Here is a 21,997-nt window from a genome sequence, read left to right as displayed (position 1 = left end):
GAAACGACCGAAATGACTAGTCCAACTACCGTTAACGCCGGCGCGGACCGCTGGCAGGTGCTGCGCCTGCTGGTGGCTCGCAAGACCGTGCTGATCAGCCTGATCGTGCTGATCGTGCTGGTGGCCGCGGCACTGCTGGCGCCGTGGGTCAGCCCCTATGACCCGTTCAAGCTGTCCATCATGAACCGCCTCAAGGCGCCCGGCGCCGCGCACTGGTTCGGCACCGACGACTTTGGCCGCGACGTGTTCAGCCGCGTCATCTACGGCGGCCGGCTGTCGCTGATGGTGGGCTTCTCGGTGGTGATCCTGTCCAGCGTGCTGGGCATCGCGCTGGGCCTGATCGCCGGCTTCTTCCGCTCGGCCGACAAGTTCGTGTCGCGCCTGATCGACGCCATGATGGCGTTTCCCGACATCCTGCTGGCGATCTCGCTGGTGGCCGCGCTGGGACCGTCGCTGGTGAACGTGGTGATCGCGCTGGGCATCGTCTACACGCCGCGCCTGGCCCGCATCGTGCGCGCCTCGACGCTGGTGATCCGCGAGCTGCCGTTCGTCGAGGCCGCCCGCGCGCTGGGCGTGTCGACCTGGCGCATCGTCACCGTGCACGTGCTGCGCAACCTGCTGTCGCCCATTCTGGTGCAAGGCACCTTCATCTTCGCCTACGCGATCCTGGCCGAAGCCGGCCTGTCGTTCCTGGGCGTGGGCGTCTCGCCCGACATCCCCACCTGGGGCACCATGATCAACGCCGGCCAGCAGTACATGGGCTCGGCCGACTGGATCATGATCTTCCCCGGCATCGCCATCGTCCTGTCGGTGCTGTCGCTGCAACTGGTCGGCGACGGCCTGCGCGACGTGCTCGATCCGCGCCTGCGCAAGGAGCTGTAATCATGACCGCAAGCACCCGAGACATCGTGCTGTCGGTGGAAGGCCTGAAGACCTGGTTCCACAGCCGCGACGGCGTCGCCAAATCGGTGGACGGGGTCACCTTCGACCTGGCCCGCGGCGAAACGCTGGCCATCGTCGGCGAATCCGGCTCCGGCAAATCCGTCACCAGCCTGTCCATCATGGGCCTGCTGCCCAAGCCGGCCGGCCGCATCGAGGCGGGCAAGATCCGCTTTCGCGACCGCCGCGGCCAGGAACACGACCTGGCCCACGCCTCGCCGGCCACGCTGCGCCGCATCCGCGGCGCCGAGATCGCCATGATCTTCCAGGAGCCGATGACCAGCCTGAACCCGCTGTACACGGTGGGCGACCAGATCGCCGAAGCCGTGCTGCAGCACGAAGGCGGATCGCGAGCGGCCGCCATGAAGCGCGCCCGCGACATGCTCGACCGCGTCGAGATCCCGGCGGCCGACCGGCGCGTCAACGAGTATCCGCACCAGATGTCCGGCGGCATGCGCCAACGCGTCATGATCGCCCTGGCGCTGGCCTGCAACCCGGCGGTGCTGATCGCCGACGAACCCACCACCGCGCTGGACGTGACGGTGCAGGCCCAGATCCTGGACCTGCTGCGCCGACTGCAGGCCGAGATGAACATGAGCATCCTGTTCATCACCCACAACCTGGGCGTGGTGGCCGAGATCGCGCATCGCGTGGCGGTGATGTACGCCGGCCGCGTGGTCGAGGACGCCGGCGTCTACGACCTGTTCGAAAAGCCCACCCATCCGTACACGCGAGGCCTGCTGTCCTGTCTGCCGACCGCCGCGCTGCTGGCCTCGGGCGAGCGCCTGCGCGCCATCCCGGGCAACGTGCCGAGCGTGCTGTCGCTGCCGGCCGGCTGCACCTTCGCGCCGCGCTGCGCGCTGGCCGACGACAACTGCCGTCGCGACGTGCCCGAACTGGTGGCGGTGCAGGACCAGCACCGCGCCCGCTGCATCAAGGTGACCCCGCTATGACCGCAAGCCCCCAACCCGCGCGCGCCGCCGAACCGCTGGTGCGCATCGAGGACCTGAAGGTCCACTTCCCCACCTCGCAAGCGCGCAACGCGCCGGTGGTGCGGGCGGTGGACGGCGTCAGCTTCGACGTGCCGCGCAACACCATCGTCGGCCTGGTGGGCGAGTCCGGTTCCGGCAAGACCACCACCGGCCGCGCCCTGCTGCGCCTGTTCGCGCCCACCGCGGGCCGCCTGCTGTTCGACGGCCAGGACATCACCAGGCTGTCCGAGAAAGAGATGCTGCCGTGGCGCCGCCGCATGCAGATCGTGTTCCAGGACCCCTACGCCAGCCTCAACCCGCGCATGACGGTGGCCGAGATCCTGGGCGAAGCGCTCGACACCCATAAGTTGGCGCAGCACCGCCGCGCGGCCCGCATCGGCGAACTGCTCGAACGCGTCGGCCTGAACGCCGACCACAGCCGCCGTTATCCGCACGAGTTCTCCGGCGGCCAGCGCCAGCGCATCGGCATCGCCCGCGCCCTGGCGGTGGAGCCCGATTTCATCGTGGCCGACGAACCGGTGTCGGCGCTGGACGTGTCGGTGCAGGCGCAGGTGCTGAACCTGCTGCAGGACCTGCAGCGCGACCTGGGGCTGACCATGCTGTTCGTGGCGCACGACCTGGCCGTGGTCGACTACCTGTGCGACGAGGTGGTGGTGATGTACCTGGGCCGCGTCATGGAACGCGGCCCGACCAGCGAGGTCTACGCGCGGCCGCGCCATCCCTATACCCGCGCGCTGCTGTCGGCGGCGCCGGTGCCGGATCCGCGCGCGCCGCGTTCGCGTATCCTGCTCAAGGGCGACATTCCCAGCCCGGTCAACCCGCCGTCGGGTTGCGTCTTCCGCACCCGCTGCCCGCACGCCATCGATGCCTGCGCCACGACTGAGGCGCGCGACGTCAACGTCGGACCGGGCCACTTCGCGGCCTGTTCGCGCCTCGGCGACGCCGAACTGGCCGCGTAGCGCCTCGCCCACCCCGACCCAGGAACACCACATGAACATCATCCGCGACATCGTCTTCCAGATCCGCAGCCGCCGGGACGACCTGAGCGTGACCGAGCGCAAGGTCGCCGACGCCATCCTGGACAACATCATCTGGAGCGCCAGCGCCACCGTGGACCAACTGGCGGCCAAGGCCGGCGTCAGCATCGCCACCATCTCGCGCTTCGCCCGCACCGTGGGCTGCGACGACACCCGCGACCTGAAGATGAAGCTGGCGCAGGCCAGCACCGTGGGCAGCCGCTTCCTGGACCAGAGCACGCCGGCCGAGGAAAGCACGTTCTACGCGCGGATCTATGCTGACATCGAAAGCACCCTGCGCGCCCACCTGCCGACCTTCACCGAGCCGCTGTTCGAGGCCGCCGCCGCCATCGTCGACGGCGCCCGCATGGTCTACGTGTTCGGCATGGGCGGCGCCTCGGCCGTGCTGGCGCAGGAAGTGCAGTCGCGCCTGGTGCGACTGGGCTACCCGATCGCGGTGTACAGCGACGCCGTGCTGCTGCGCATGGTGGCCGCCACGCTCGACGAGCGCGACGCCGTGGTGATCCTGTCGGCCTCCGGCCTGACGCCCGAAATCGTCGGCGCGGCGCGCATCGTCAAGCAGTACCGCGCCCGCATCGTCGCCGTCACCGACGCCACCTCGGAACTGGCCAAGCTGGCCGACGTGGTGCTGCCGATCCGCACCGACGAAACCGACTTCATCTACAAGCCCTCGGCCTCGCGCTACGCCATGATGCTGGCGATCGACCTGCTGTCGACCGAGCTGGCCATGCTGAACCAGGAAGAAAACCGCGAACGCCTGCGCCGCATCAAGCTGGCGCTGGACGAACATCGCGGCGGCCCCAACCGGCTGCCGCTGGGCGATTGAATTTGGAAACCAAGATGTACGACACCCTCATCGGCAACGTCCGCGTGCTCGACGGCTCGGGCGGCGCCGAATACACCGCCGACGTGGCGCTGGCCGGCGGCCGCATCGCGGCCATCGGCGACCTGTCCGGCCGGCCGGCGGCGCAGATCATCAACGGCGCCGGCCTGGCGCTCGCGCCCGGCTTCATCGACGTCCACACCCACGACGACACCAACGCCATCCGCACGCCCGGCATGCTGCCCAAGCTGTCCCAGGGCGTGACCACGGTGGTGGTGGGCAACTGCGGCATCAGCGCCTCGCCGGTCTCGCTGCGTGGCGAGCCGCCCGACCCGATGAACCTGCTGGGCCAGCGCGACGACTTCGCCTACCCGACCTTCGCCGACTACACCCGCGCCATCGAGGCCGCGCAGCCCGCCGTGAACGTCGCCGCGCTGGTCGGCCACACGGCCCTGCGCAACAACCACATGGACCGTCTCGACCGCAGCGCCACGCGCGACGAGGTGATGGCCATGCGCGACCAGTTGCGCGAAGCCCTGGCGCACGGCGCCATCGGCCTGAGCACCGGCCTGGCCTACGGCTCGGCGATCGAGGCCGACACCGCCGAGGTCAAGCTGCTGGCAGAGGTCCTGGACGAATTCGGCGCGCTCTACACCACCCACCTGCGCTCGGAATTCGCCGCCATCCTGGAAGCCATGCAGGAAGCCTTCGACATCGCCCTGCACGCCCGCGTGCCGGTGGTGGTGTCGCACCTGAAATGCGCGGGCGCCGGCAACTGGGGCCGCACCAAGGAAGTGCTGTTCAAGCTGGAGAACGCCGGCCGCATGCAGCACGTGGGCTGCGACTGCTATCCCTACTCGGCCAGCTCGTCGACGCTCGACCTCAAGCAGGTCACCGACGAATTCGACATCGACATCACCTGGTCGGTGCCGCACCCCGAACAGGCCCGCCGCAAACTGTCCGCCATCGCCGCCGACTGGAACGTGACGCTGCTGGAAGCGGCGAAACGCCTGCAACCGGCCGGCGCCGTCTACCACAACATGCACGAGGACGACGTGCGCCGCGTGCTGTCGAACCGGCTCACCATGGTCGGCTCCGACGGCCTGCCCAACGACCCCATGCCGCACCCGCGCCTGTGGGGCGCCTTCCCGCGCGTGCTCGGCCACTACAGCCGCGACGTCGGCCTGTTCCCGCTGCCCGAAGCCGTTCACAAGATGACCGGCTTGTCCGCCGCCCGCTTCGGCCTGGCCGAACGCGGCCTGGTGCGCGAAGGCTTCCACGCCGACCTGGTGCTGTTCGACCCCGCCACCGTCATCGACCGCGCCACCTTCGCCGCCCCCGTCCAGACCGCCGCCGGCATCGAGGCCGTCTGGGTCAACGGCGTCCTGTCCTACCGCCATGGCCAACCCACCGGCGACCGCGCCGGCCGCTGGCTGCCCCGCAACGGCGACCTGCGCGCCAGCTTCGCCGCCTCCACCCCCGCCCTCCAGGAGCCCTGACATGAGCAGCACCACCCCCACCCCCGACAACAACGGCATCACCCGCTACGGCGTCGCCGGCGGCACCGGCCAAGGCGGCTCCCACATGCCTTTCGCGCGTGCCGTCGCCGCCGACGGCTGGCTCTACGTCTCGGGCCAGGTCCCGATGGAAAACGGCGAAGTCATCGAAGGCGGCACCGTCGCCCAATCCCACAAGGCCATCCAGCAGGTCCTCGCCATCCTCAAGGAAGCCGGCTACGGCCCCGAACACGTCGTGCGCTGCGGCGTCTGGCTCGACGACGCCCGCGACTTCCCCTCGTTCAACAAGGTCTTCAAGGAATACTTCGGCGACAATCCCCCCGCCCGCGCCTGCGTGCAGTCGCCGCTGATGGTGGATGCAAAGGTGGAAATTGATTGTGTTGCGTATAAGCGCCCGTGACCTGACGCGACGCTCAAGGCGTGAGCGGTAGTGTTTTCGGTTGCCCGCGCCTGCCAATAACTGGATGGTGTGCGGCAACCACGCCGCCGGATGGTGCACAGCTCCTCTTCGACCACTAGCAGCGCAGCGGTCCATCCATCCCCCCACTCACCGCAAGCGCGCAGCGACCAACACCCCGCCGCAAGACATCACGTATGCCGGAATCGGCCGCCCGCGCGGCCGACTCCGGCGGGCGACGCAAGCCTCTCGCATGCCCCCTAGGTCTAACAGCGCCACGCATCTCGAAACCGTAGCCCGGCGCGGGGCGCGCAGGCGGTGAGCGCGCCGTCGATGCGCCCGACGGAATCTGAAGCGAAGGCCGAAGGCCTGGACGAAGATGAGGAAGGGGAAGTCCGGAGCGAACGCTCCGGACCGCAATCGTTGGCGCGCTCACCGCCTGCGCGCCCCGTGACGGGCGGCCTACGAAGCAACCACTGCACCAACCAAGAAAGAAATACTCAAGAACTCAAAGGCAAGTCAGCACAGACGCCGCAGGACTCCCTACATCTTGACGACATCCACACCCTTAGGCGCCACAAACCGAAACTCCCCCTCCCCAAGCTTGGGATTAGGAACGATCCCGGAAAGATCCACCCGTGTCGTCTGCCCGAACGAATCCAGCAGCTCAACCCGCACCGGCAGATTGTCCTTCATCCCGATATCGACGCGCGAAAACCCCGCATCCGCCGTGCGCGGCTTCGCCCGCAGCCAATCGATGCCATCCTTGGACGGCAGCGCCGACACATCGAACGATTGCTCAAGCGACCCCGACCCGAACAGGATCGCCGCCGGCGACGTCCCGATGGCCGCATCCACCTTGCGCTCGGTCACCTGCGCCAGGTCCGGATCGAACTGGAACACCTGCTTGCCGTCGGAAATCACCAACTGTTCATAGGGCTTCTGCACCGACCACTTGAACTTGCCCGGCCGCTGGAACGAGAACACGCCCGTCTGCGCCGGCTGCGTGCGCCCCTGCGTATTGACGGTGTATTGGGAAAACGCGCCCGTCGCCGCCGTCACCGACCCCACGAACGCGCGCAACTGTTCCTGCGCGCTGGCGGCCATCGCCGCGGCCGGCGTCAACGCCGGGACCAGGCAGAAGGCCAGGCCGGCGGCCAGGCCACGAAACGTCTTCATCATGCTTCCTCTCGAGCGGCGGCGGGCACCAGGATCTCCCGGTTGCCATTGGACTGCATCGCCGACACGATACCCGATTGCTCCATCTGTTCCAGTAACCGCGCCGCACGGTTGTAACCAATGCGCAGATGGCGCTGCACCAGCGAGATCGAGGCGCGGCGATGCTTGAGCACCACCTCGCAGGCCTGGTCGTACATCGGGTCCGACTCGGCGTCGCCGCCGATGCCGGTGACGCTGCTGGCGCCTTCGCCGCCGTCACCGTCCAGCCCGCCTTCCAGCAGGCCCTCGACATAATTCGGCTCGCCCTGCGCCTTCAGGCTTTCGACCACGCGGTGCACTTCATCGTCGCTGACGAAGGCGCCGTGCACACGCACCGGCAGACCGGTGCCCGGCGGCATGTAGAGCATGTCGCCCTGGCCCAGCAGGGTCTCCGCGCCCATCTGGTCGAGAATGGTGCGCGAGTCGATCTTGGACGACACCTGGAACGCGATGCGGGTCGGAATGTTGGCCTTGATCAGCCCGGTGATGACATCCACGCTGGGACGCTGCGTCGCCAGGATCAGGTGGATGCCGGCCGCGCGCGCCTTCTGCGCCAGGCGGGCGATGAGTTCTTCGATCTTCTTGCCCACCACCATCATCAGGTCGGCCAGCTCGTCGATGACCACCACGATGGTGGGCAGCGGCGACAGCGGCTCGGGCTGGTCGGGCGTCAGCGAGAACGGATTCGGGATCGGCTCCTCGCGCTTGATGGCGTCGCGGATCTTGGTGTTGTAGCCGGCCAGGTTGCGCACGCCCATCTTGCTCATCAGGCGGTAGCGCTTCTCCATTTCGCCGACGCACCAGTTCAGCGCGTTGGCGGCATGGCGCATGTCCGTGACCACCGGCGCCAGCAGGTGCGGAATGCCTTCGTAGACGCTCATTTCGAGCATCTTCGGATCGATCAGGATCAGGCGGGTGTGCGAGGCGTCGGCCTTGTACAGCAGCGACAGGATCATGGCGTTGATCCCGACCGACTTGCCCGACCCGGTGGTGCCCGCCACCAGCAGGTGCGGCATCTTGGCCAGGTCGGCCACCACCGGATTGCCGGCGATGTCCTTGCCCAGCGCCATGGTCACCACCGAATGGCTGGCGTGGTAGGTCTGCGAGCCCAGGATCTCGGACAGCTTGACCACCTGGCGGCGCGGGTTGGGCAGTTCCAGGCCCATCAGGTTCTTGCCCGGAATGGTCTCCACCACCCGGATGCTGACCAGGCTGAGCGCGCGCGCCAGGTCCTTGGCCAGGTTGACGATCTGGCTGCCCTTGACGCCGGTGGCCGGCTCGATTTCGTAACGCGTGATGACCGGACCAGCCTGCGCCGCCACCACGGTGACGGACACGCCGAAGTCGGCCAGTTTCTTTTCGATCAGGCGCGAAGTGAACTCGATGGTCTCGGCCGACACGGTTTCCTGGTTGGCCAGCGGCGGATCCAGCAGGCTGATGGCCGGCAGGTCGCCCTCGCCGCCCGGCGGCGGCGCGAAGAACAGCGACTGCTGCTTTTCCTTTTCGACGCGCTCGGACTTGGGCACCACGGTGATCGCCGGCTCGATGCGCACCGGTTGTTCGTGCACCAGCTTTTCCTGCTTGGCCACCACCTGCTCGGTGCGCACGGCCTTGGCCACCTCGCCGACCTTGCGGTCTTCGCGCGCGGCGTAGGAATTGCGCACCCGACGCACCAGGCCTTCGATCCAGGTGCCGACGCGCTCGGCCACGGTCAGCCACGAGAACGAGAAAAACAGGCTCAGGCCGATCGCCAGCATCACCAAAAAGGCCAGGGTGCTGCCGGTAAAGCCGATGCTGCGGCCCATCAGGTCGGCCAGGGTGTGGCCGATGACGCCGCCGGCGCCGCTGGCGCTTTCCGAGGCGCCCGGCAGATGCGTGCCGCGGCTGGCCAGGCGCAGGGCCTCCATGCCCAGCGAGCCGACCAGCAGCAGGAAGAAACCGATGCCCTCTTCCCAGTGGACCCGGGGTAACACCTCAGGCTGCTTACCATTGGTAACACGAAGATGGCTGGCCAGGCGGCGGTAACCCGCCCGCACGCGGTGCAGCAGCAGGATCACCCACCACCAGGCGGAGAAACCGAACAGGTACAGCAGGATGTCCGCCAGGTAGGCGCCCAGCGTCCCGCCCTTGTTGTGGATGACGCCGGCGGGGACGGAGTGCGACCAGCCCGGGTCGGCGGCGCTCCAGGTGGCCAGCACCAGGGTGAGCCAGGCCGCCAGGGCGGCGAAGAGGATCCAGCGGGCTTCGCGCAGCAACGCGGAGATACGCGTCTGCAGTGGCGAGGGCCCGTTGCGGGTGTTGCGCGAAGCGCGCGGAGAAGCAGTCGAGATACGCGGCATGCGGCTCATTATAATTGGGCGTTAACCTAAAGATACCCGCCCATGTCCACGCCTACGCACGCTAAAGTTTTGATACTCGGATCCGGCCCCGCCGGCTACACGGCGGCCGTCTATGCGGCACGCGCCAATCTGAGCCCCGTCCTTGTTACAGGTTTGGCCCAAGGCGGCCAACTGATGACCACCACGGACGTCGACAACTGGCCGGCCGACGCCGACGGCGTGCAGGGTCCGGACCTGATGCAGCGCTTCCAGAAGCACGCCGAGCGCTTCAACACCGAAATGCTGTTCGACCACATCGCCAAGGTCGACCTGTCCAAGCGGCCGTTCACCCTGACCGGCGACACCGGCAAGGTCTACACCTGCGACGCCCTGATCATCGCCACCGGCGCCTCGGCCAAGTACCTGGGCCTGCCGTCCGAAGAGGCCTTCATGGGCCGCGGCGTGTCCGGCTGCGCCACCTGCGACGGCTTCTTCTACCGCAACCAGGACGTGGTCGTGGTCGGCGGCGGCAACACCGCCGTCGAGGAAGCCCTGTACCTGTCCAACATCTGCCGCAAGGTCACCCTGATCCACCGCCGCGACAAGTTCCGCGCCGAACCGATCCTGGTCGACAAGCTGATGAGCAAGGTCGAAAACGGCAACATGGAACTGAAGCTGTTCCACACGCTGGAAGAAGTGCTGGGCGACGACAGTGGCGTCACCGGCGTGCGCGTGCGCCACGTCGACACCGGCGCCACCGAAGACCTGAAGGCCACCGGCGCCTTCATCGCCATCGGCCACCAGCCCAACACCGAGATCTTCCAGGGCCAGCTCGAAATGAAGGACGGCTACATCGTCACCAAGAGCGGCCTGTCCGGCATGGCCACCATGACCTCGGTCCCGGGCGTGTTCGCCGCCGGCGACGTGCAGGACCACGTCTACCGCCAGGCCATCACCAGCGCCGGCACGGGCTGCATGGCCGCCCTGGACGCACAACGGTGGCTGGAGAATGCGGGGCAATAAGGTCGGCGCGGCCGACCTGAAACGCCTCAAGAAAGACCTGCAGGCCGAGCTGGAGCGCGCCGCCCTCGCCCAGCGCGTGGCGGCGCTGAAGAAAACCGCGCCGGCGCCCGGCGCGGACGCCGATCCGGCCGACGACATGGCCGCGTTCCGGCGCAGCATGCAGACGGTCAAGCCGATCAGGCAGGTCGCGCGCGCCGAGCACAAGCCTGTGCCGCAGCCGGCCCCGGCCCTGCGCCGCGCCAACGCCTTGGGAGAGACCGCCACGCGCGCCGATGCCGGCGTCTCGGACGGCGGCGAAATCACGCACCTGCTGTCCGAAGGCGGCACCGCCTTCGTGCGCGGCGACGCCGCGCCCGACACCGCGCGCAACCTGCGCCGCGGCCAGTGGCGCGCCGGCGCCGAACTCGACCTGCACGGCCTGCGCGTGGAACAGGCGCGCCACGCCATGCTGTCGTTCCTGGACGAATGCCAGGAACACGGCATCCGCTGCGTGCGCATCGTGCACGGCAAGGGCTATGGCTCGCAGGGCCTGGAACCGGTGCTGAAAGACAAGGCCCGCACCTGGCTGGTGCAGAAGAACGAAGTGCTGGCATTCTCCGAGGCGCCCGAGCGCGAAGGCGGCGCCGGCGCCCTGCTGGTGCTGCTGCGCCAATCCGAGGGGCCGCGCAAATGAAGTGGCTCTACCTGGGCATCGCCATCGTCGCCGAGATCTTCGCCACCAGCGCCCTGAAAAGCTCCGAAGGTTTTTCACGGCTGGTGCCGTCGGTGGTGACGGTGTTCGGCTACATGATCTCGTTCTATTTCCTGTCGCTGACGTTGCGCGAAGTGCCGGTCGGCATCGCCTACGCCATCTGGTCGGGCGTGGGCATTGTGCTCATCTCCCTGATCGGCGCGCTATTCTTCAAGCAGCACCTGGACACCCCGGCGCTGGTCGGCATCGGCCTGATCATCGCCGGCGTGGTGGTCATGAACGTCTTCTCGAAGTCCGTGTCGCACTGAGCCGTTCCAGGCGCGAGCCCGGATCCGGCCCGCGCCGGGCATATATCCGGGCCACCCGGCGCCTGCCTCCGTTTCAGACCGTGCCGTTCTCCGTTGGCGGCTTCGGCGCGCCCGGATGACGCAGATAATCCACCAGCGCCAGCGTGGCGCGATCCGGCGGCGGCGTCAGCAGCGACACCACGACGATCGTCAGGAACGCCACCGGCGCGCCGAACACGCCCGCCGCGATCGGCTGGATGCCCCACCACAGGTCCACCGGCTGGGTCCGCGAAATCCCCAGCACCCACTCGCGCAGCCACGGATGCGTGTGCGTCATGTAGGCGAAGGTCACCAGCAGGCCCGCCGCCATGCCGAGCGTGGCGCCCCATTTGTTGGCGCGGCGCCAGAACACGCCCATCACCAGCGCCGGGAAAAACGACGAGGCCGCGAACGAGAACGCCGCCGACACCATGAAGAGAATGTCGGCCGGCTTGCGCGCCGCCACCCAGGCCGCGCCGAACGCCACCACCAGCAGCAGGATCTTGGACACCATCACCCGCCGCGCCGCCGACATGCGCGGCGAAACCATCCGGTACCACATGTCGTGCGACAGCGAATTGGACAACGTCAGCAGCAGGCCGTCGGCGGTCGACAGCGCGGCCGCCAGTCCGCCCGCCGCCACCAGCCCGGAAATCACGTAGGGCAGTCCGCCGATCTCGGGCATGGCCAGCACCACCACGTCGGCGCCGATACTGATCTCGCTCAACTGCACCACGCCGTCCCGATTGATATCGGTGACATCCAGCAGGTTGCTGTCGACCGCGCTCCAGGCATGCACCCAGTTCGGCAGGCTGAGGAAATTCGACCCCACCACCTGCGTATAGACCTCGTACTTGACCAGCAGCGCCAGCGCTGGCGCCATGAAATAGAGCAGCAGGATGAACAGCAGCGACCAGCACACCGAGCGGCGCGCCTCGATCACCGACGAAGTCGTGTATGACCGCATCAGGATGTGCGGCATGCCCGCGGTGCCCAGCATCAGGCACAGCACCAGCGCCAGGAAATTGATGCGCATGTTGCGCCGCTCTTGCGGGTCTTCGGAAGGAAATGGCTCGGCGTGCGGGGTCAGTGGCGCGGCACGCGCCTCGAAGGAGGCCTTGGCCTGAGACCAGGCGATCCTGGCCTCCTCGACATTGGGCGGAAAGGCCGCCAGCTCGCGCTCGACAGAGCGGATCTCGACCATCGGCGCATCACCGGCATTGAGCTGGGCCAGGCGGCTGCGCAGCTTGTCCTTCTCGAGCGCCCAGGACTCGGGCAGGTCGCGCACCCGCTGCGCCATTTCGTCGGCGCGCTCCTGCCACAGGCGGCGCACCTCGATCTCGGCCGGATCGTTCTGCAGATAGACCTCTTTCTCGGTCACTTGCTGCAGCACCGCCCCAGCCGACAATTGCGGCACGGGCATGTCGGTATGCTTGATCGACAGCCACACCACCGGCACCAGGTAGGCGATGACCAGGATGATGTACTGGCCTACCTGGGTCCAGGTAACGGCGCGCATGCCGCCCAGGAACGAACAGACCAGCATGCCTCCCAGCGCCACGAAGATGCCCAGCTCGAACGAAATGCCGGTCATGCGCGTCGTGATGATGCCTACGCCATAGATCTGCGCCACCAGGTAGGTGAACGAACAGAGGATGGCGCAGGCCACGCCAGCCAGCCGCGGCAGGTTGCCGCCGTAGCGCGCGCCCATGAAATCGGGAATGGTGTATTGCCCAAAGCGGCGCAGGTACGGCGCCAGCAGCATCGCCACCAGCACGTAGCCGCCGGTCCAGCCCATGATGTAGGCCAGCCCGCCGTAGCCCGTCAGGTAAAGCGTGCCCGCGACGCCGATGAAGGAGGCCACCGACATCCAGTCGGCGGCGGTGGCCATGCCGTTGTAGAAGGCCGGCACCCGCCGGCCAGCCACGTAGTATTCGACCTGGTCCGAGGTGCGGCAGACGATGCCGATGCCCGCGTACAGGCTGACCGTGACCAGCAGGAACACATAGCCGATCCAGTTGCGCGGCAGGCCCAGGATCTCGGCCAGCGCCATCAGCAGAATCATCAGCGCGAAGCCAGCCGTATACAGCACGTAGATGCGGCGCAGCCGGATGCTGAATTGCTGCGGGGTGTCTCCGCCGAACGGCATCAGGCGTCCCCCTTGCCCTCTTCCGAGCGTTGGTCGGCGCGGTTCATGATCCGCGCGTAGATGCCGATGAGGATGAGATAGGCCAGCGGCGCGCCGTAGGCCGCCATCCAGAACGAAAACGGCCAGCCGATGAAGTCGAACGACAGGCCGCGGGCGAAATAGGACGGGACAAAGGTCAGCGCCGCCCAAACGGCCAGCAACAGCACGATCAGCCGCACGTTGCGGCGCCAGTAGCGCGTGGGGACAGGTTTGGAGGAAGCGCGGGATTCCGGCATAGCTGGCGTGAGCGAAACCTGGGGAATAACGCGAAACGCGGCGCTGGAAAAAACCCTGGCGTGCGGAATACGGGCTTTTTATGCGACAACGGCCGGCACTGCCTGGTGCCAGCCGTTGTGCGTTTTGCTTTTCTTGAGTACTGCTACTTTTTTATGTACCGGTGCCGCCGGTAATTGCCCATGCAGGGCTTTGTCTCCTCACCTGCATGGGAAGAGATTCTGCACCAGATGCGGGAATGCCACACTAGGGGAATGCCCTAATTCGGCGCATTCATTTACATATTCCATGCACCACAGTAGTGCATTTTAAGGCTCGTGTTCTAAATATTGGGATTTATTCGGCCCCAACCCGCATTCCAGGGGCTGCCGGCGGGACCCATTTTGAGCCAGCCTCAACTACCGCCGACCCCGCCGCCCGCTTCCGGGCACCCGCGCCGCGCCATGGCGGCGCATCCACGAACCGGAGGATGACAGCGCGTCTTTACGTTCCGTTTACACCCCCCCGCCAAAGCTATACCCCGTTTTTACCCCCTGCTCCGTAACCTGCCGATGTCCTGATTGGTCACTTCGCCCGCGCGGTCCGCATCCCCTTTTGCCGCCCGGGCCCGTCGTTCGAAGGGAGCGCCGCTCCCGGGAGGAAAAACGTGGATGCCATCTATATCGCGATCTTCGCCGTCATGGCCGGGCTGACCTACGCCCTGGTCTCGTTCTGCGAAGCCTTGTCCTCGGGAGAGCAACCATGAGCTGGCTCTACTGGCTGAGCGGCATCACGTCCGCGCTGCTGTTCGTGTACCTGCTGGTCGCGCTGTTCAAACCGGAGAAGTTCTGATGACTGCCGAATTCATCGGACTGCTGGTCGTGTACCTGGCGGTCCTGCTCGCGATCGCGCCCTTTCTCGGGCGCTATATCCGCGTCGCCATGGAAAACGGGCAATCCCGGCTGACCGCCTGGGGCCGCCCGCTGGAACGTGGCATCTACCGGCTGGCGGGCATCGACCCGCAAGCCGAAATGGGCTGGAAGCGCTACGCGCTGGCCGTGCTCGCCTTCAACATCCTGGGCATCGTGGCGGTCTACGCGCTGCAGCGCCTGCAGGGCTTGCTGCCGCTGAACCCGGCCGGCATGGGCGCCGTCTCGCCCGATTCCTCGCTCAACACCGCCATCAGCTTCGTGGCCAACACCAACTGGCAAGGCTACGGCGGCGAATCGACGATGAGCTACCTGACGCAGATGCTGGCGCTGACGGTGCAGAACTTTGTCTCGGCCGCCACCGGCATTGCGGTGCTGTTCGCGCTTATCCGCGGGCTGGCGCGCCATTGCTCGGCCACGGTGGGCAACTTCTGGGCCGACATGGTGCGCAGCACGCTGTACGTGCTGCTGCCGCTGTCGCTGGTGCTGGCGCTGGCGCTGGTAAGCCAGGGCGTGATCCAGAACTTCAGCCTCTATCAGGACGTGCAGACGGTCGAAGCCCTGCACTATGACCAACCGCGCGTGGACGCCCAGGGGCAGCCGGTGCTCGATGCCAAGGGCCAGCCCGTGACCGACCCCGCGGTCACCCAGACGCAGACGCTGGCCATGGGCCCGGTCGCCTCGCAGGAAGCGATCAAGATGCTGGGCACCAACGGCGGCGGCTTCTTCAACGCCAACTCCGCGCATCCCTTTGAAAACCCGACGGCCCTGTCGAACTTCCTGGAGATGCTGGCGATTCTGGTGATCCCGGCGGCGCTGTGCTTCAGCTTCGGCGAAATGGTCGGCAACCGGCGCCAGGGCGTCGCCATTCTGGCGGCCATGACCGTGCTGTTCGTCGTATTCGCGCTGACCACGGCTTACTACGAACAACAGCCCAATCCGATGACCGCGCAAACAGGCGTCGACAGCGCCATGAGCGCGCTCTCGCCGGGCGGCAACATGGAAGGCAAGGAGACCCGCTTCGGCATCGCCGCCACCTCGCTGTTCGCCACCATCACCACCGCGGCCTCGTGCGGCGCGGTCAACGGCATGCACGATTCGCTCAGCGCCATGGGCGGCCTGTCGCCGATGCTGCTGATGCAGTTGGGCGAAGTGGTCTACGGCGGGGTCGGCTCCGGGCTCTACGGCATGCTGGCGTTCGCCATCCTGGGCGTCTTCATCGCCGGGCTGATGATCGGCCGCACGCCCGAGTACCTGGGCAAGAAGATCGAAGCCTATGACATGAAGATGGTCTCGATCGTGATCCTGGCGACGCCGCTGCTGGTGCTCGGCGGCACCGCGCTGGCAGTGTCGGTGACGGCCGGCCAGGCCGGCGTGCTCAACCCCGGCATCCACGGCTTCTCCGAGATCCTGTACGCCCTGTCCTCGGCCGCCAACAACAACGGCAGCGCCTTCGCCGGCCTGTCCGCCAACACGCCCTTCTACAACGTGCTGCTGGGCATCGCCATGTGGTTCGGCCGCTTCGCCATCATCGTCGCAGTGCTGGCGATGGCCGGATCGCTGGCGGCCAAGCGCCGCCTGCCCGCCGGCCCCGGCAGCATGCCGACCACCGGCCCCCTCTTCGTGGTGCTGCTGATCGGCGCGGTCCTGCTGGTGGGCGCCCTGACTTATGTGCCCGCGCTGGCCCTGGGCCCGGTCGCGGAACACCTGCAACCCTGAATGCAACAGGCTAGGAAAGAAAATGGCCAAGATTGATATGCCAACCCAAGGCGCGGGCGGCGGCGCCGCCCGCGCGCCGTCGGCCGCGCCGCTCGAACGCAAGTTCGGCATGTGGTCGGGCGCGCTCGTCGGTCCCGCGCTGCTGGACAGCCTGCGCAAGCTCTCGCCCGCGGCGCAACTGAAGAACCCCGTGATGTTCGTGGTCTACGTGGGCAGCATCCTGACCACCATCCTGTGGATCATGGCGTTGCGCGGCCAGGCCGAGGCGCCCGCGGGCTTCATCCTCGCGATCTCCGTGTGGCTGTGGTTCACCGTGCTGTTCGCCAACTTCGCCGAAGCGCTGGCCGAGGGGCGCGGCAAGCAGCAGGCCGCCACCCTGCGCGGCCTGCGCACCACCATCGATGCGCGCCTGCTAAAGGGGTTCCGCGATGAGGATGCCGCCCGCGCCGAGCCGGCGCTGTGGCGCAACCAGGCCGTCAAGCAGGCCTCCGGGCTGCTGCGCCGCAATGACGTGGTGCTGGTGGAAGCCGGCGAAACCATCCCGGGCGACGGCCAGGTCATCGCCGGCGTCGCGTCGGTCGATGAAAGCGCCATCACCGGCGAATCGGCGCCGGTCATCCGCGAATCGGGCGGCGACTTCTCGTCCGTCACCGGCGGCACCCGGGTGCTGTCCGACTGGATCTTCGTGCGCATCGCCGCCGACCCGGGCGAGAGCTTCCTGGACCGCATGATCGCCATGGTCGAAGGCGCCAAGCGCCAGAAGACGCCCAACGAGCTGGCGTTGACGATCCTGCTGGTCGGCCTGACGGTGGTGTTCCTGCTGGTGGTCGCGACGCTGATGCCGTTCTCGATCTACTCGGTCACGGCCGCCGGCGGCGGCACCACCGTCACCGTCACGGTGCTGGTGGCGCTGCTGGTGTGCCTGATCCCCACCACCATCGGCGGGCTGCTGTCGGCCATCGGCGTGGCGGGCATGAGCCGCATGATGGGCGCCAACGTCATCGCCACCTCGGGCCGCGCCGTGGAAGCCGCCGGCGATGTCGACGTGCTGCTGCTGGACAAGACCGGCACCATCACCTTCGGCAACCGCCAGGCCTCGACCTTCCTGCCCGCGCCCGGCGTATCGCCGCGCGAACTGGCGGACGCGGCGCGCCTGGCCTCGCTGGCCGACGAAACGCCCGAAGGCCGCAGCATCGTGGCGTTGGCCGACAAGGCCATCCACGCGCCGGCCGTGCGCGCCGCCGATGCCGAGTACGTGCCCTTCACCGCCCAGACCCGCATGAGCGGCGTCAACCTGAACGACCGCATGATCCGCAAGGGCGCCATCGACGCGGTGCGCGCCTGGCTGGCCGAGCAGGACGCGACGGTTCCCGAACAGGTGCTGCGCCTGGCCGAGGACGTGGCGCGCCGCGGCAGCACGCCGCTGCTGGTCAGCGACGGCAACCGCGCGCTGGGCGTGGTCGAGCTCAAGGACATCGTCAAGCCCGACATCCAGTCGCGCTTCGCCGAGCTGCGCCGCATGGGCATCAAGACGGTGATGATCACCGGCGACAACAAGCTCACCGCCGCGTCCATCGCCGCCGAAGCGGGCGTCGACGACTTCCTCGCGGAAGCCACGCCGGAAGCCAAGCTCAAGCTGATCCGCGCCTACCAGGGCGAAGGCCGCCTGGTGGCGATGACCGGCGACGGCACCAACGACGCGCCGGCGCTGGCGCAGGCCGACGTCGCGGTGGCGATGAACTCGGGCACCCAGGCCGCCAAGGAAGCGGGCAACATGGTGGACCTGGACTCCAATCCCACCAAGCTCATCGAGATCGTCGAGATCGGCAAGCAGATGCTGATGACGCGCGGCGCGCTCACCACCTTCAGCATCGCCAACGACGTGGCCAAGTACTTCGCCATCATCCCGGCGGCGTTCGCCACGGTGTACCCGCAGTTGAACGTGCTGAACATCATGGGCCTGGCCACGCCGGCCTCGGCCATCCTGTCGGCCGTGATCTTCAATGCGCTCATCATCATCGTGCTGATCCCGCTAGCGCTCAAGGGCGTGCGCTACCGTCCGCTGGGCGCCTCGGTCCTGCTGCGCCGCAATCTGCTGATCTACGGACTGGGCGGCCTGCTGGTGCCGTTCGCCGGCATCAAGCTGGTCGACATGGTGCTGGCCGCCCTGGGCTGGGTCTGACCCGCGCTCGTCACTGGAAAGGAACTCCTCATGAAACAAGCTCTTCCCCTGCCGCGCCAAGGCGGCATCCTGCGCCCCGCGCTGGTCGTGTTCGCCGCCCTGTCGCTGGTGACCGGCCTGGCCTACCCCTTCCTGACCACCGGCATCGCCGCCGCCGTGTTCCCGCACGAAGCGTCGGGATCGCTGATCCGCCAGGGCGACAAGGTGGTCGGCTCGGAGTGGATCGGCCAGTCGTTCAGCGCCCCCCAGTACTTCTGGGGCCGGCCGTCGGCCACCTCGCCGATGCCGTACAACGGCGCCAACTCCGGCGGCTCGAACCTGGGCCCGCGCAATCCTGCCCTGGCCGAGGCCGTGCAAGCGCGCATCGCGGCGCTGAAGGCGGCCGACCCGGACAATCCCACGCCAGTGCCGGTGGACCTGATCACGGCCTCGGGCAGCGGCCTGGACCCGCACATCAGCCCGGCCGCCGCGGCCTACCAGGCCGCGCGCGTGGCGCGTACCCGCCATCTGCCGCGTGAGAAGGTCGACGCCCTCATCGAGGCTAGCACCTCCAAGCCCTGGTTGGGCGTGCTGGGCGACCCGGTCGTCAACGTGCTCCAGCTCAACCTGGCGCTGGACCAACTGGCGCCGGTGAAATGACACGCCGGCGTATAGTATTGCCAGCCGCTCCCCCACTTCGCTTGCGCGTTCATGGCCGACAATCCTGACGAGCGTCCCGATCCGGACGCGCTCTTGAAAGACCTCGACGACGCCGCGCGCCAGGCGGTGCGCGGCAAGTTGCGGGTCTACTTCGGCTCATCCGCTGGCGTCGGCAAGACCTACGCCATGCTGGTGGCCGCCCGCGCCCACGCCGCGCAGGGCGCCCGCGTGCTGGCCGGCATCGTCGAAACGCACGGCCGCCGCGAAACCGCCGCCCTGCTCGAGGGCCTGGCGGTCCTGCCGCTCAAGGACGTCGCCTACCGGGGCCACGCGCTCAAGGAATTCGACCTGGACGGCGCGCTGGCCGCCCACCCGGACCTGGTGCTGGTCGACGAACTGGCCCACTCCAACGCGCCCGGCTCGCGCCACGCCAAGCGCTGGCAGGATATCCAGGAACTGCTGGCGGCCGGCATCGACGTCTGGACCACGCTCAACGTACAGCACCTGGACAGCCTCAACGAGGCCGTCGGCAGCATCACCGGCGTGCGGGTCTGGGAGACCGTGCCGGACGAGGTCTTCGACGCCGCCGACGAAGTCATCCTGGTCGACCTGTCGGCCGACGAGCTGCTGCGCCGCTTGCGGGAAGGCAAGGTCTACTTGCCCGAGCAGGCGCGCCACGCCACCCGCAACTTCTTCCGCAAGGGCAACCTGATCGCGCTGCGCGAACTGGCGCTGCGCCGCACCGCCGACCACGTCGACGACGACGTCCAGGCCTATCGCCGCGACCGCGCCATCGAGCCGGTGTGGCGCACGCGCGAAGCCGTGGTGGCCTGCATCGGCCCCGACGCCGACGCCGAATACGTCATCCGCAGCGCCCATCGCCTGAGCCAGCAGCTCGAATGCGACCTGCATGTGGTCACCATCGACGTGCCGCGCGCCGCGCCGCCGCCGCAGGCCGAGCAGGAACGGCTGCAACGCAGCCTGGCGCTGGCCGACTCGCTCGGCGCGCGCTGTGAAACCCTGGCTGGCGGCGACATGGTCGACGCGGTGGTGCGCTACGTGCGCCGCCACAACATCACCAAGGCCATCGTCGGCCGCACCCGCGCCAGCGGCCTGCAGCGCCTGCGGCTGTCGCTGTCGGCGCTGCTGACCGCGGCCATCAGCCCCGGCTGGCTGTGGCGCCGCCACAGCTTCGCCGACATGCTGGCCGCCGGCTGCCCCGAGATCGACATCATCCGCCTGGGCGCCCCGCCGCTGCCCGCCGCCAGCGTGCCGGGCCGCGATCCGCTGACGCTCGGGCGCCGCGGCCGACAAGCGGCCGACGAACGCGGCCCGCAGGCGCTCGCCGGCTATGCCTGGGCGCTCTGCTATTGCACAGTGGCCACGGCGCTGTCGGCGCTGGCGTTCCCCGCGCTGCACCAGACCAACATCGTCATGCTGTTCCTGCTGGCGGTGGTGGCGGTGGCGCTGCGCCATGGCCGCGGCCCGGCCGCGCTGGCCTCGGTCGTCAGCGTGGGGCTGTTCGACTTCTTCTTCGTGCAGCCGCTGGCCTCGTTCGCCGTGTCCGACGTGCAGTACCTGCTGACCTTCGGCGTGCTGCTGGCCGTGGGCCTGTTGATCGGCCAGCTCACCGCCGGCCTGCGCTTGCAGGCCCAGGCCTCGGTCAAGCGCGAGGCCGACGCCCGCAGCCTGTACGAGTTCGCGCGCGAGCTGTCATCGGCGCTCTTGCCCGAGCAGATCGTCGCGTCCGCCGGCGCCTTCGTGCACGCCACCTTCGGCTCGCGCTGCGCGCTCTATATCCTGGGCCTGGACGACCGCCTGAAGCTGGCCTCGCCCGCCGCCGACGACATGCCGCCGCTGGAATCGGCGCTGGCCCAATGGGTCTACGACCACGGCCAGCCGGCGGGCGCCGGCACCGCCACGCTGTCCAACAGCGACCTGCTGTACCTGCCGCTGAAGGCGCCGATGCGCACCCGCGGCGTGCTGGCGCTGGCGGCGCCGCGCCGCAGCCTGTTCTCGCAGCCCGACTCGCGCCGCCAGATCGAGGCCTACGCCACGCTCATCGCCATCGCCCTGGAACGGCTGCACTACGTGGAAGTGGCGCAGCAGGCACTGGTCAGCATGGAATCCGAGAAGCTGCGAAACTCACTGCTGGCCGCGGTCTCGCACGACCTGCGCACGCCGCTCACCAGCCTGGTCGGCATGACCGACACGCTGACGCGGCGCCAGGACGCGCTGCCGGCCGACATCCAGGACACCATCCGCGCCATGCGCGACCAGGCGCAGCGCATGCACGCGCTGGTCGCCAACCTGCTCGACATGGCGCGGCTGCAGAGCCGCGACACCCCGCTGCGGCTGGAGTGGCAGTCGATCGAGGAACTGGTCGGCGCCTCGCTGGCCGCCATGCGCGAAGCGCTGGCGGCGCATCGGGTCACGGTCGACAGCCTGTCCGGGTTGCCGCTGGTCGAATGCGACGGCGTGCTGATCGAACGGGTGCTCTGCAACCTGCTGGAAAATGCCGCCAAGTACACGCCGGCCGGCAGCGCCATCCGCCTGCACGCCGTGGCGCAGGACGGCGAGCTGCGCGTCGCGGTCTGCGACAACGGCCCCGGCGTCGCGCCCGGCGCCGAACGCCGCATCTTCGAGAAATTCACCCGCGGCGAACGCGAATCCGCCACCCCCGGCGTCGGCCTCGGCCTGGCGGTATGCGAAGCCATCGTCAGCGCGCACCACGGCCGCATCTGGGTCGAACACGCGCCGGGCCAGCAAAGCGGCGCGCAATTCGTCTTCACGCTGCCGCTGGGCACGCCGCCCCAGATCCAACCCGAAATCGCCTGAGTCCATCG

At 68.2% G+C, this 21,997-nt stretch carries 18 protein-coding genes; 14 read left to right on the top strand and 4 right to left on the bottom strand.

The genetic code is table 11. The features are described 5' to 3' along the window. Positions 1-12: 12 nt before the first annotated feature. Genes HV783_RS01600 through HV783_RS01575 form a run of 6 tightly spaced genes read left to right on the top strand, consistent with a single transcriptional unit; the run spans position 13 to position 5,708 of the window. Entirely contained in the window at positions 13-882 is an 870-nt protein-coding gene (locus HV783_RS01600) for an ABC transporter permease (protein ID WP_175142102.1), read from the top strand. A 2-nt stretch (positions 883-884) separates the two neighbouring features. After that, on the top strand, positions 885-1,892 hold the full coding sequence (locus HV783_RS01595; protein ID WP_054501709.1) for an ABC transporter ATP-binding protein: 1,008 nt from the start codon (positions 885-887) through the stop codon (positions 1,890-1,892). Beyond that, positions 1,889-2,890 (top strand): ABC transporter ATP-binding protein, encoded by a 1,002-nt coding sequence (locus HV783_RS01590; protein WP_054501710.1) that lies wholly within the window; start codon positions 1,889-1,891, stop codon positions 2,888-2,890. The genes HV783_RS01595 and HV783_RS01590 overlap by 4 nt, the downstream gene beginning before the upstream one ends. Positions 2,891-2,921: 31 nt before the next feature. Further along, positions 2,922-3,794, top strand: coding sequence for a MurR/RpiR family transcriptional regulator (locus tag HV783_RS01585; protein WP_049071791.1), 873 nt, complete (start codon positions 2,922-2,924; stop codon positions 3,792-3,794). A gap of 14 nt (positions 3,795-3,808) precedes the next feature. Next, positions 3,809-5,290, top strand: a complete 1,482-nt coding sequence (locus HV783_RS01580) for an N-acyl-D-amino-acid deacylase family protein (RefSeq protein WP_175188584.1) — start codon at positions 3,809-3,811, stop codon at positions 5,288-5,290. A gap of 1 nt (position 5,291) precedes the next feature. Next, complete coding sequence (locus HV783_RS01575) at positions 5,292-5,708, top strand: RidA family protein (protein WP_051429010.1); 417 nt, start codon at positions 5,292-5,294, stop codon at positions 5,706-5,708. Positions 5,709-6,248: 540 nt separating this feature from the next. Here the strand turns inward: HV783_RS01575 and lolA are convergent. Together lolA and HV783_RS01565 are read right to left on the bottom strand one after the other, a co-directional pair. Continuing rightward, positions 6,249-6,884, bottom strand: coding sequence for an outer membrane lipoprotein chaperone LolA (lolA, locus tag HV783_RS01570; RefSeq protein ID WP_116793614.1), 636 nt, complete (start codon positions 6,882-6,884; stop codon positions 6,249-6,251). Continuing rightward, positions 6,884-9,262, bottom strand: coding sequence for a DNA translocase FtsK (locus HV783_RS01565; RefSeq protein WP_116793613.1), 2,379 nt, complete (start codon positions 9,260-9,262; stop codon positions 6,884-6,886). Before HV783_RS01565 ends, lolA begins: the two co-directional genes overlap by 1 nt. A 42-nt stretch (positions 9,263-9,304) precedes the next feature. On the opposite strand from HV783_RS01565, the gene trxB reads away from it, so the two are divergent. From trxB to HV783_RS01550, 3 genes are read left to right on the top strand one after another with little or no spacing between them, the layout of a single operon-like run. Beyond that, the gene (gene trxB / locus HV783_RS01560; protein ID WP_054501713.1) at positions 9,305-10,264 is read left to right on the top strand and encodes a thioredoxin-disulfide reductase; all 960 of its coding nucleotides are present in this window, start codon (positions 9,305-9,307) and stop codon (positions 10,262-10,264) included. Beyond that, complete coding sequence (locus HV783_RS01555) at positions 10,251-10,937, top strand: Smr/MutS family protein (RefSeq protein ID WP_175188583.1); 687 nt, start codon at positions 10,251-10,253, stop codon at positions 10,935-10,937. The genes trxB and HV783_RS01555 overlap by 14 nt, the downstream gene beginning before the upstream one ends. After that, positions 10,934-11,263: a DMT family transporter gene (locus HV783_RS01550; RefSeq protein ID WP_026382315.1), complete on the top strand. Its 330-nt coding sequence runs from the start codon at positions 10,934-10,936 to the stop codon at positions 11,261-11,263. The genes HV783_RS01555 and HV783_RS01550 overlap by 4 nt, the downstream gene beginning before the upstream one ends. A gap of 73 nt (positions 11,264-11,336) precedes the next feature. Here the strand turns inward: HV783_RS01550 and HV783_RS01545 are convergent, their stop codons facing one another. Then, entirely contained in the window at positions 11,337-13,430 is a 2,094-nt protein-coding gene (locus HV783_RS01545) for a sodium:solute symporter family protein (protein WP_054501715.1), read from the bottom strand. Then, positions 13,430-13,705 carry a DUF4212 domain-containing protein gene (locus HV783_RS01540; protein WP_054501716.1) on the bottom strand — a complete coding sequence of 92 codons (276 nt, stop codon included), beginning with the start codon at positions 13,703-13,705 and terminating at the stop codon, positions 13,430-13,432. The genes HV783_RS01545 and HV783_RS01540 overlap by 1 nt, the downstream gene beginning before the upstream one ends. Positions 13,706-14,444: 739 nt before the next feature. Here HV783_RS01540 and kdpF point away from each other — a divergent pair. From kdpF to HV783_RS01515, 5 genes are read left to right on the top strand one after another with little or no spacing between them, the layout of a single operon-like run. Further along, the gene (gene kdpF / locus HV783_RS01535; RefSeq protein WP_035360036.1) at positions 14,445-14,534 is read left to right on the top strand and encodes a K(+)-transporting ATPase subunit F; all 90 of its coding nucleotides are present in this window, start codon (positions 14,445-14,447) and stop codon (positions 14,532-14,534) included. Then, positions 14,534-16,330: a potassium-transporting ATPase subunit KdpA gene (gene kdpA / locus HV783_RS01530; protein ID WP_175188582.1), complete on the top strand. Its 1,797-nt coding sequence runs from the start codon at positions 14,534-14,536 to the stop codon at positions 16,328-16,330. The genes kdpF and kdpA overlap by 1 nt, the downstream gene beginning before the upstream one ends. Before the next feature lie 22 nt (positions 16,331-16,352). Beyond that, positions 16,353-18,512, top strand: a complete 2,160-nt coding sequence (kdpB, locus tag HV783_RS01525) for a potassium-transporting ATPase subunit KdpB (protein ID WP_175188581.1) — start codon at positions 16,353-16,355, stop codon at positions 18,510-18,512. A gap of 30 nt (positions 18,513-18,542) precedes the next feature. Further along, positions 18,543-19,151, top strand: coding sequence for a potassium-transporting ATPase subunit KdpC (kdpC, locus tag HV783_RS01520; RefSeq protein WP_064523904.1), 609 nt, complete (start codon positions 18,543-18,545; stop codon positions 19,149-19,151). Positions 19,152-19,202: 51 nt separating this feature from the next. Further along, positions 19,203-21,989 carry a DUF4118 domain-containing protein gene (locus HV783_RS01515; RefSeq protein ID WP_175188580.1) on the top strand — a complete coding sequence of 929 codons (2,787 nt, stop codon included), beginning with the start codon at positions 19,203-19,205 and terminating at the stop codon, positions 21,987-21,989. Positions 21,990-21,997 lie beyond the last annotated feature (8 nt).

It is taken from the genome of Achromobacter dolens (assembly GCF_902859745.1).
GTDB classification, from domain to species: Bacteria; Pseudomonadota; Gammaproteobacteria; order Burkholderiales; family Burkholderiaceae_B; genus Achromobacter; species Achromobacter dolens.
The sequence above is the reverse complement of the archived record's forward strand: the minus strand, read 5'-3'. Positions and strand labels throughout refer to the sequence as shown.

Bases quoted from the DNA above. Each gene is read 5' to 3' on its own strand.
- kdpC (WP_064523904.1), top strand. From the start codon at position 18,543: ATGAAACAAGCTCTTCCCCTGCCGCGCCAAGGCGGCATCCTGCGCCCC.
- HV783_RS01580 (WP_175188584.1), top strand. From the start codon at position 3,809: ATGTACGACACCCTCATCGGCAACGTCCGCGTGCTCGACGGCTCGGGC.
- HV783_RS01550 (WP_026382315.1), top strand. From the start codon at position 10,934: ATGAAGTGGCTCTACCTGGGCATCGCCATCGTCGCCGAGATCTTCGCC.
- HV783_RS01590 (WP_054501710.1), top strand. From the start codon at position 1,889: ATGACCGCAAGCCCCCAACCCGCGCGCGCCGCCGAACCGCTGGTGCGC.
- lolA (WP_116793614.1), bottom strand. From the start codon at position 6,884: ATGAAGACGTTTCGTGGCCTGGCCGCCGGCCTGGCCTTCTGCCTGGTC.
- HV783_RS01565 (WP_116793613.1), bottom strand. From the start codon at position 9,262: ATGCCGCGTATCTCGACTGCTTCTCCGCGCGCTTCGCGCAACACCCGC.
- HV783_RS01595 (WP_054501709.1), top strand. From the start codon at position 885: ATGACCGCAAGCACCCGAGACATCGTGCTGTCGGTGGAAGGCCTGAAG.
- HV783_RS01540 (WP_054501716.1), bottom strand. From the start codon at position 13,705: ATGCCGGAATCCCGCGCTTCCTCCAAACCTGTCCCCACGCGCTACTGG.
- kdpF (WP_035360036.1), top strand. From the start codon at position 14,445: ATGAGCTGGCTCTACTGGCTGAGCGGCATCACGTCCGCGCTGCTGTTC.
- kdpA (WP_175188582.1), top strand. From the start codon at position 14,534: ATGACTGCCGAATTCATCGGACTGCTGGTCGTGTACCTGGCGGTCCTG.
- HV783_RS01600 (WP_175142102.1), top strand. From the start codon at position 13: ATGACTAGTCCAACTACCGTTAACGCCGGCGCGGACCGCTGGCAGGTG.
- HV783_RS01585 (WP_049071791.1), top strand. From the start codon at position 2,922: ATGAACATCATCCGCGACATCGTCTTCCAGATCCGCAGCCGCCGGGAC.
- HV783_RS01555 (WP_175188583.1), top strand. From the start codon at position 10,251: ATGCGGGGCAATAAGGTCGGCGCGGCCGACCTGAAACGCCTCAAGAAA.
- HV783_RS01575 (WP_051429010.1), top strand. From the start codon at position 5,292: ATGAGCAGCACCACCCCCACCCCCGACAACAACGGCATCACCCGCTAC.
- HV783_RS01515 (WP_175188580.1), top strand. From the start codon at position 19,203: ATGGCCGACAATCCTGACGAGCGTCCCGATCCGGACGCGCTCTTGAAA.
- kdpB (WP_175188581.1), top strand. From the start codon at position 16,353: ATGGCCAAGATTGATATGCCAACCCAAGGCGCGGGCGGCGGCGCCGCC.
- HV783_RS01545 (WP_054501715.1), bottom strand. From the start codon at position 13,430: ATGCCGTTCGGCGGAGACACCCCGCAGCAATTCAGCATCCGGCTGCGC.
- trxB (WP_054501713.1), top strand. From the start codon at position 9,305: ATGTCCACGCCTACGCACGCTAAAGTTTTGATACTCGGATCCGGCCCC.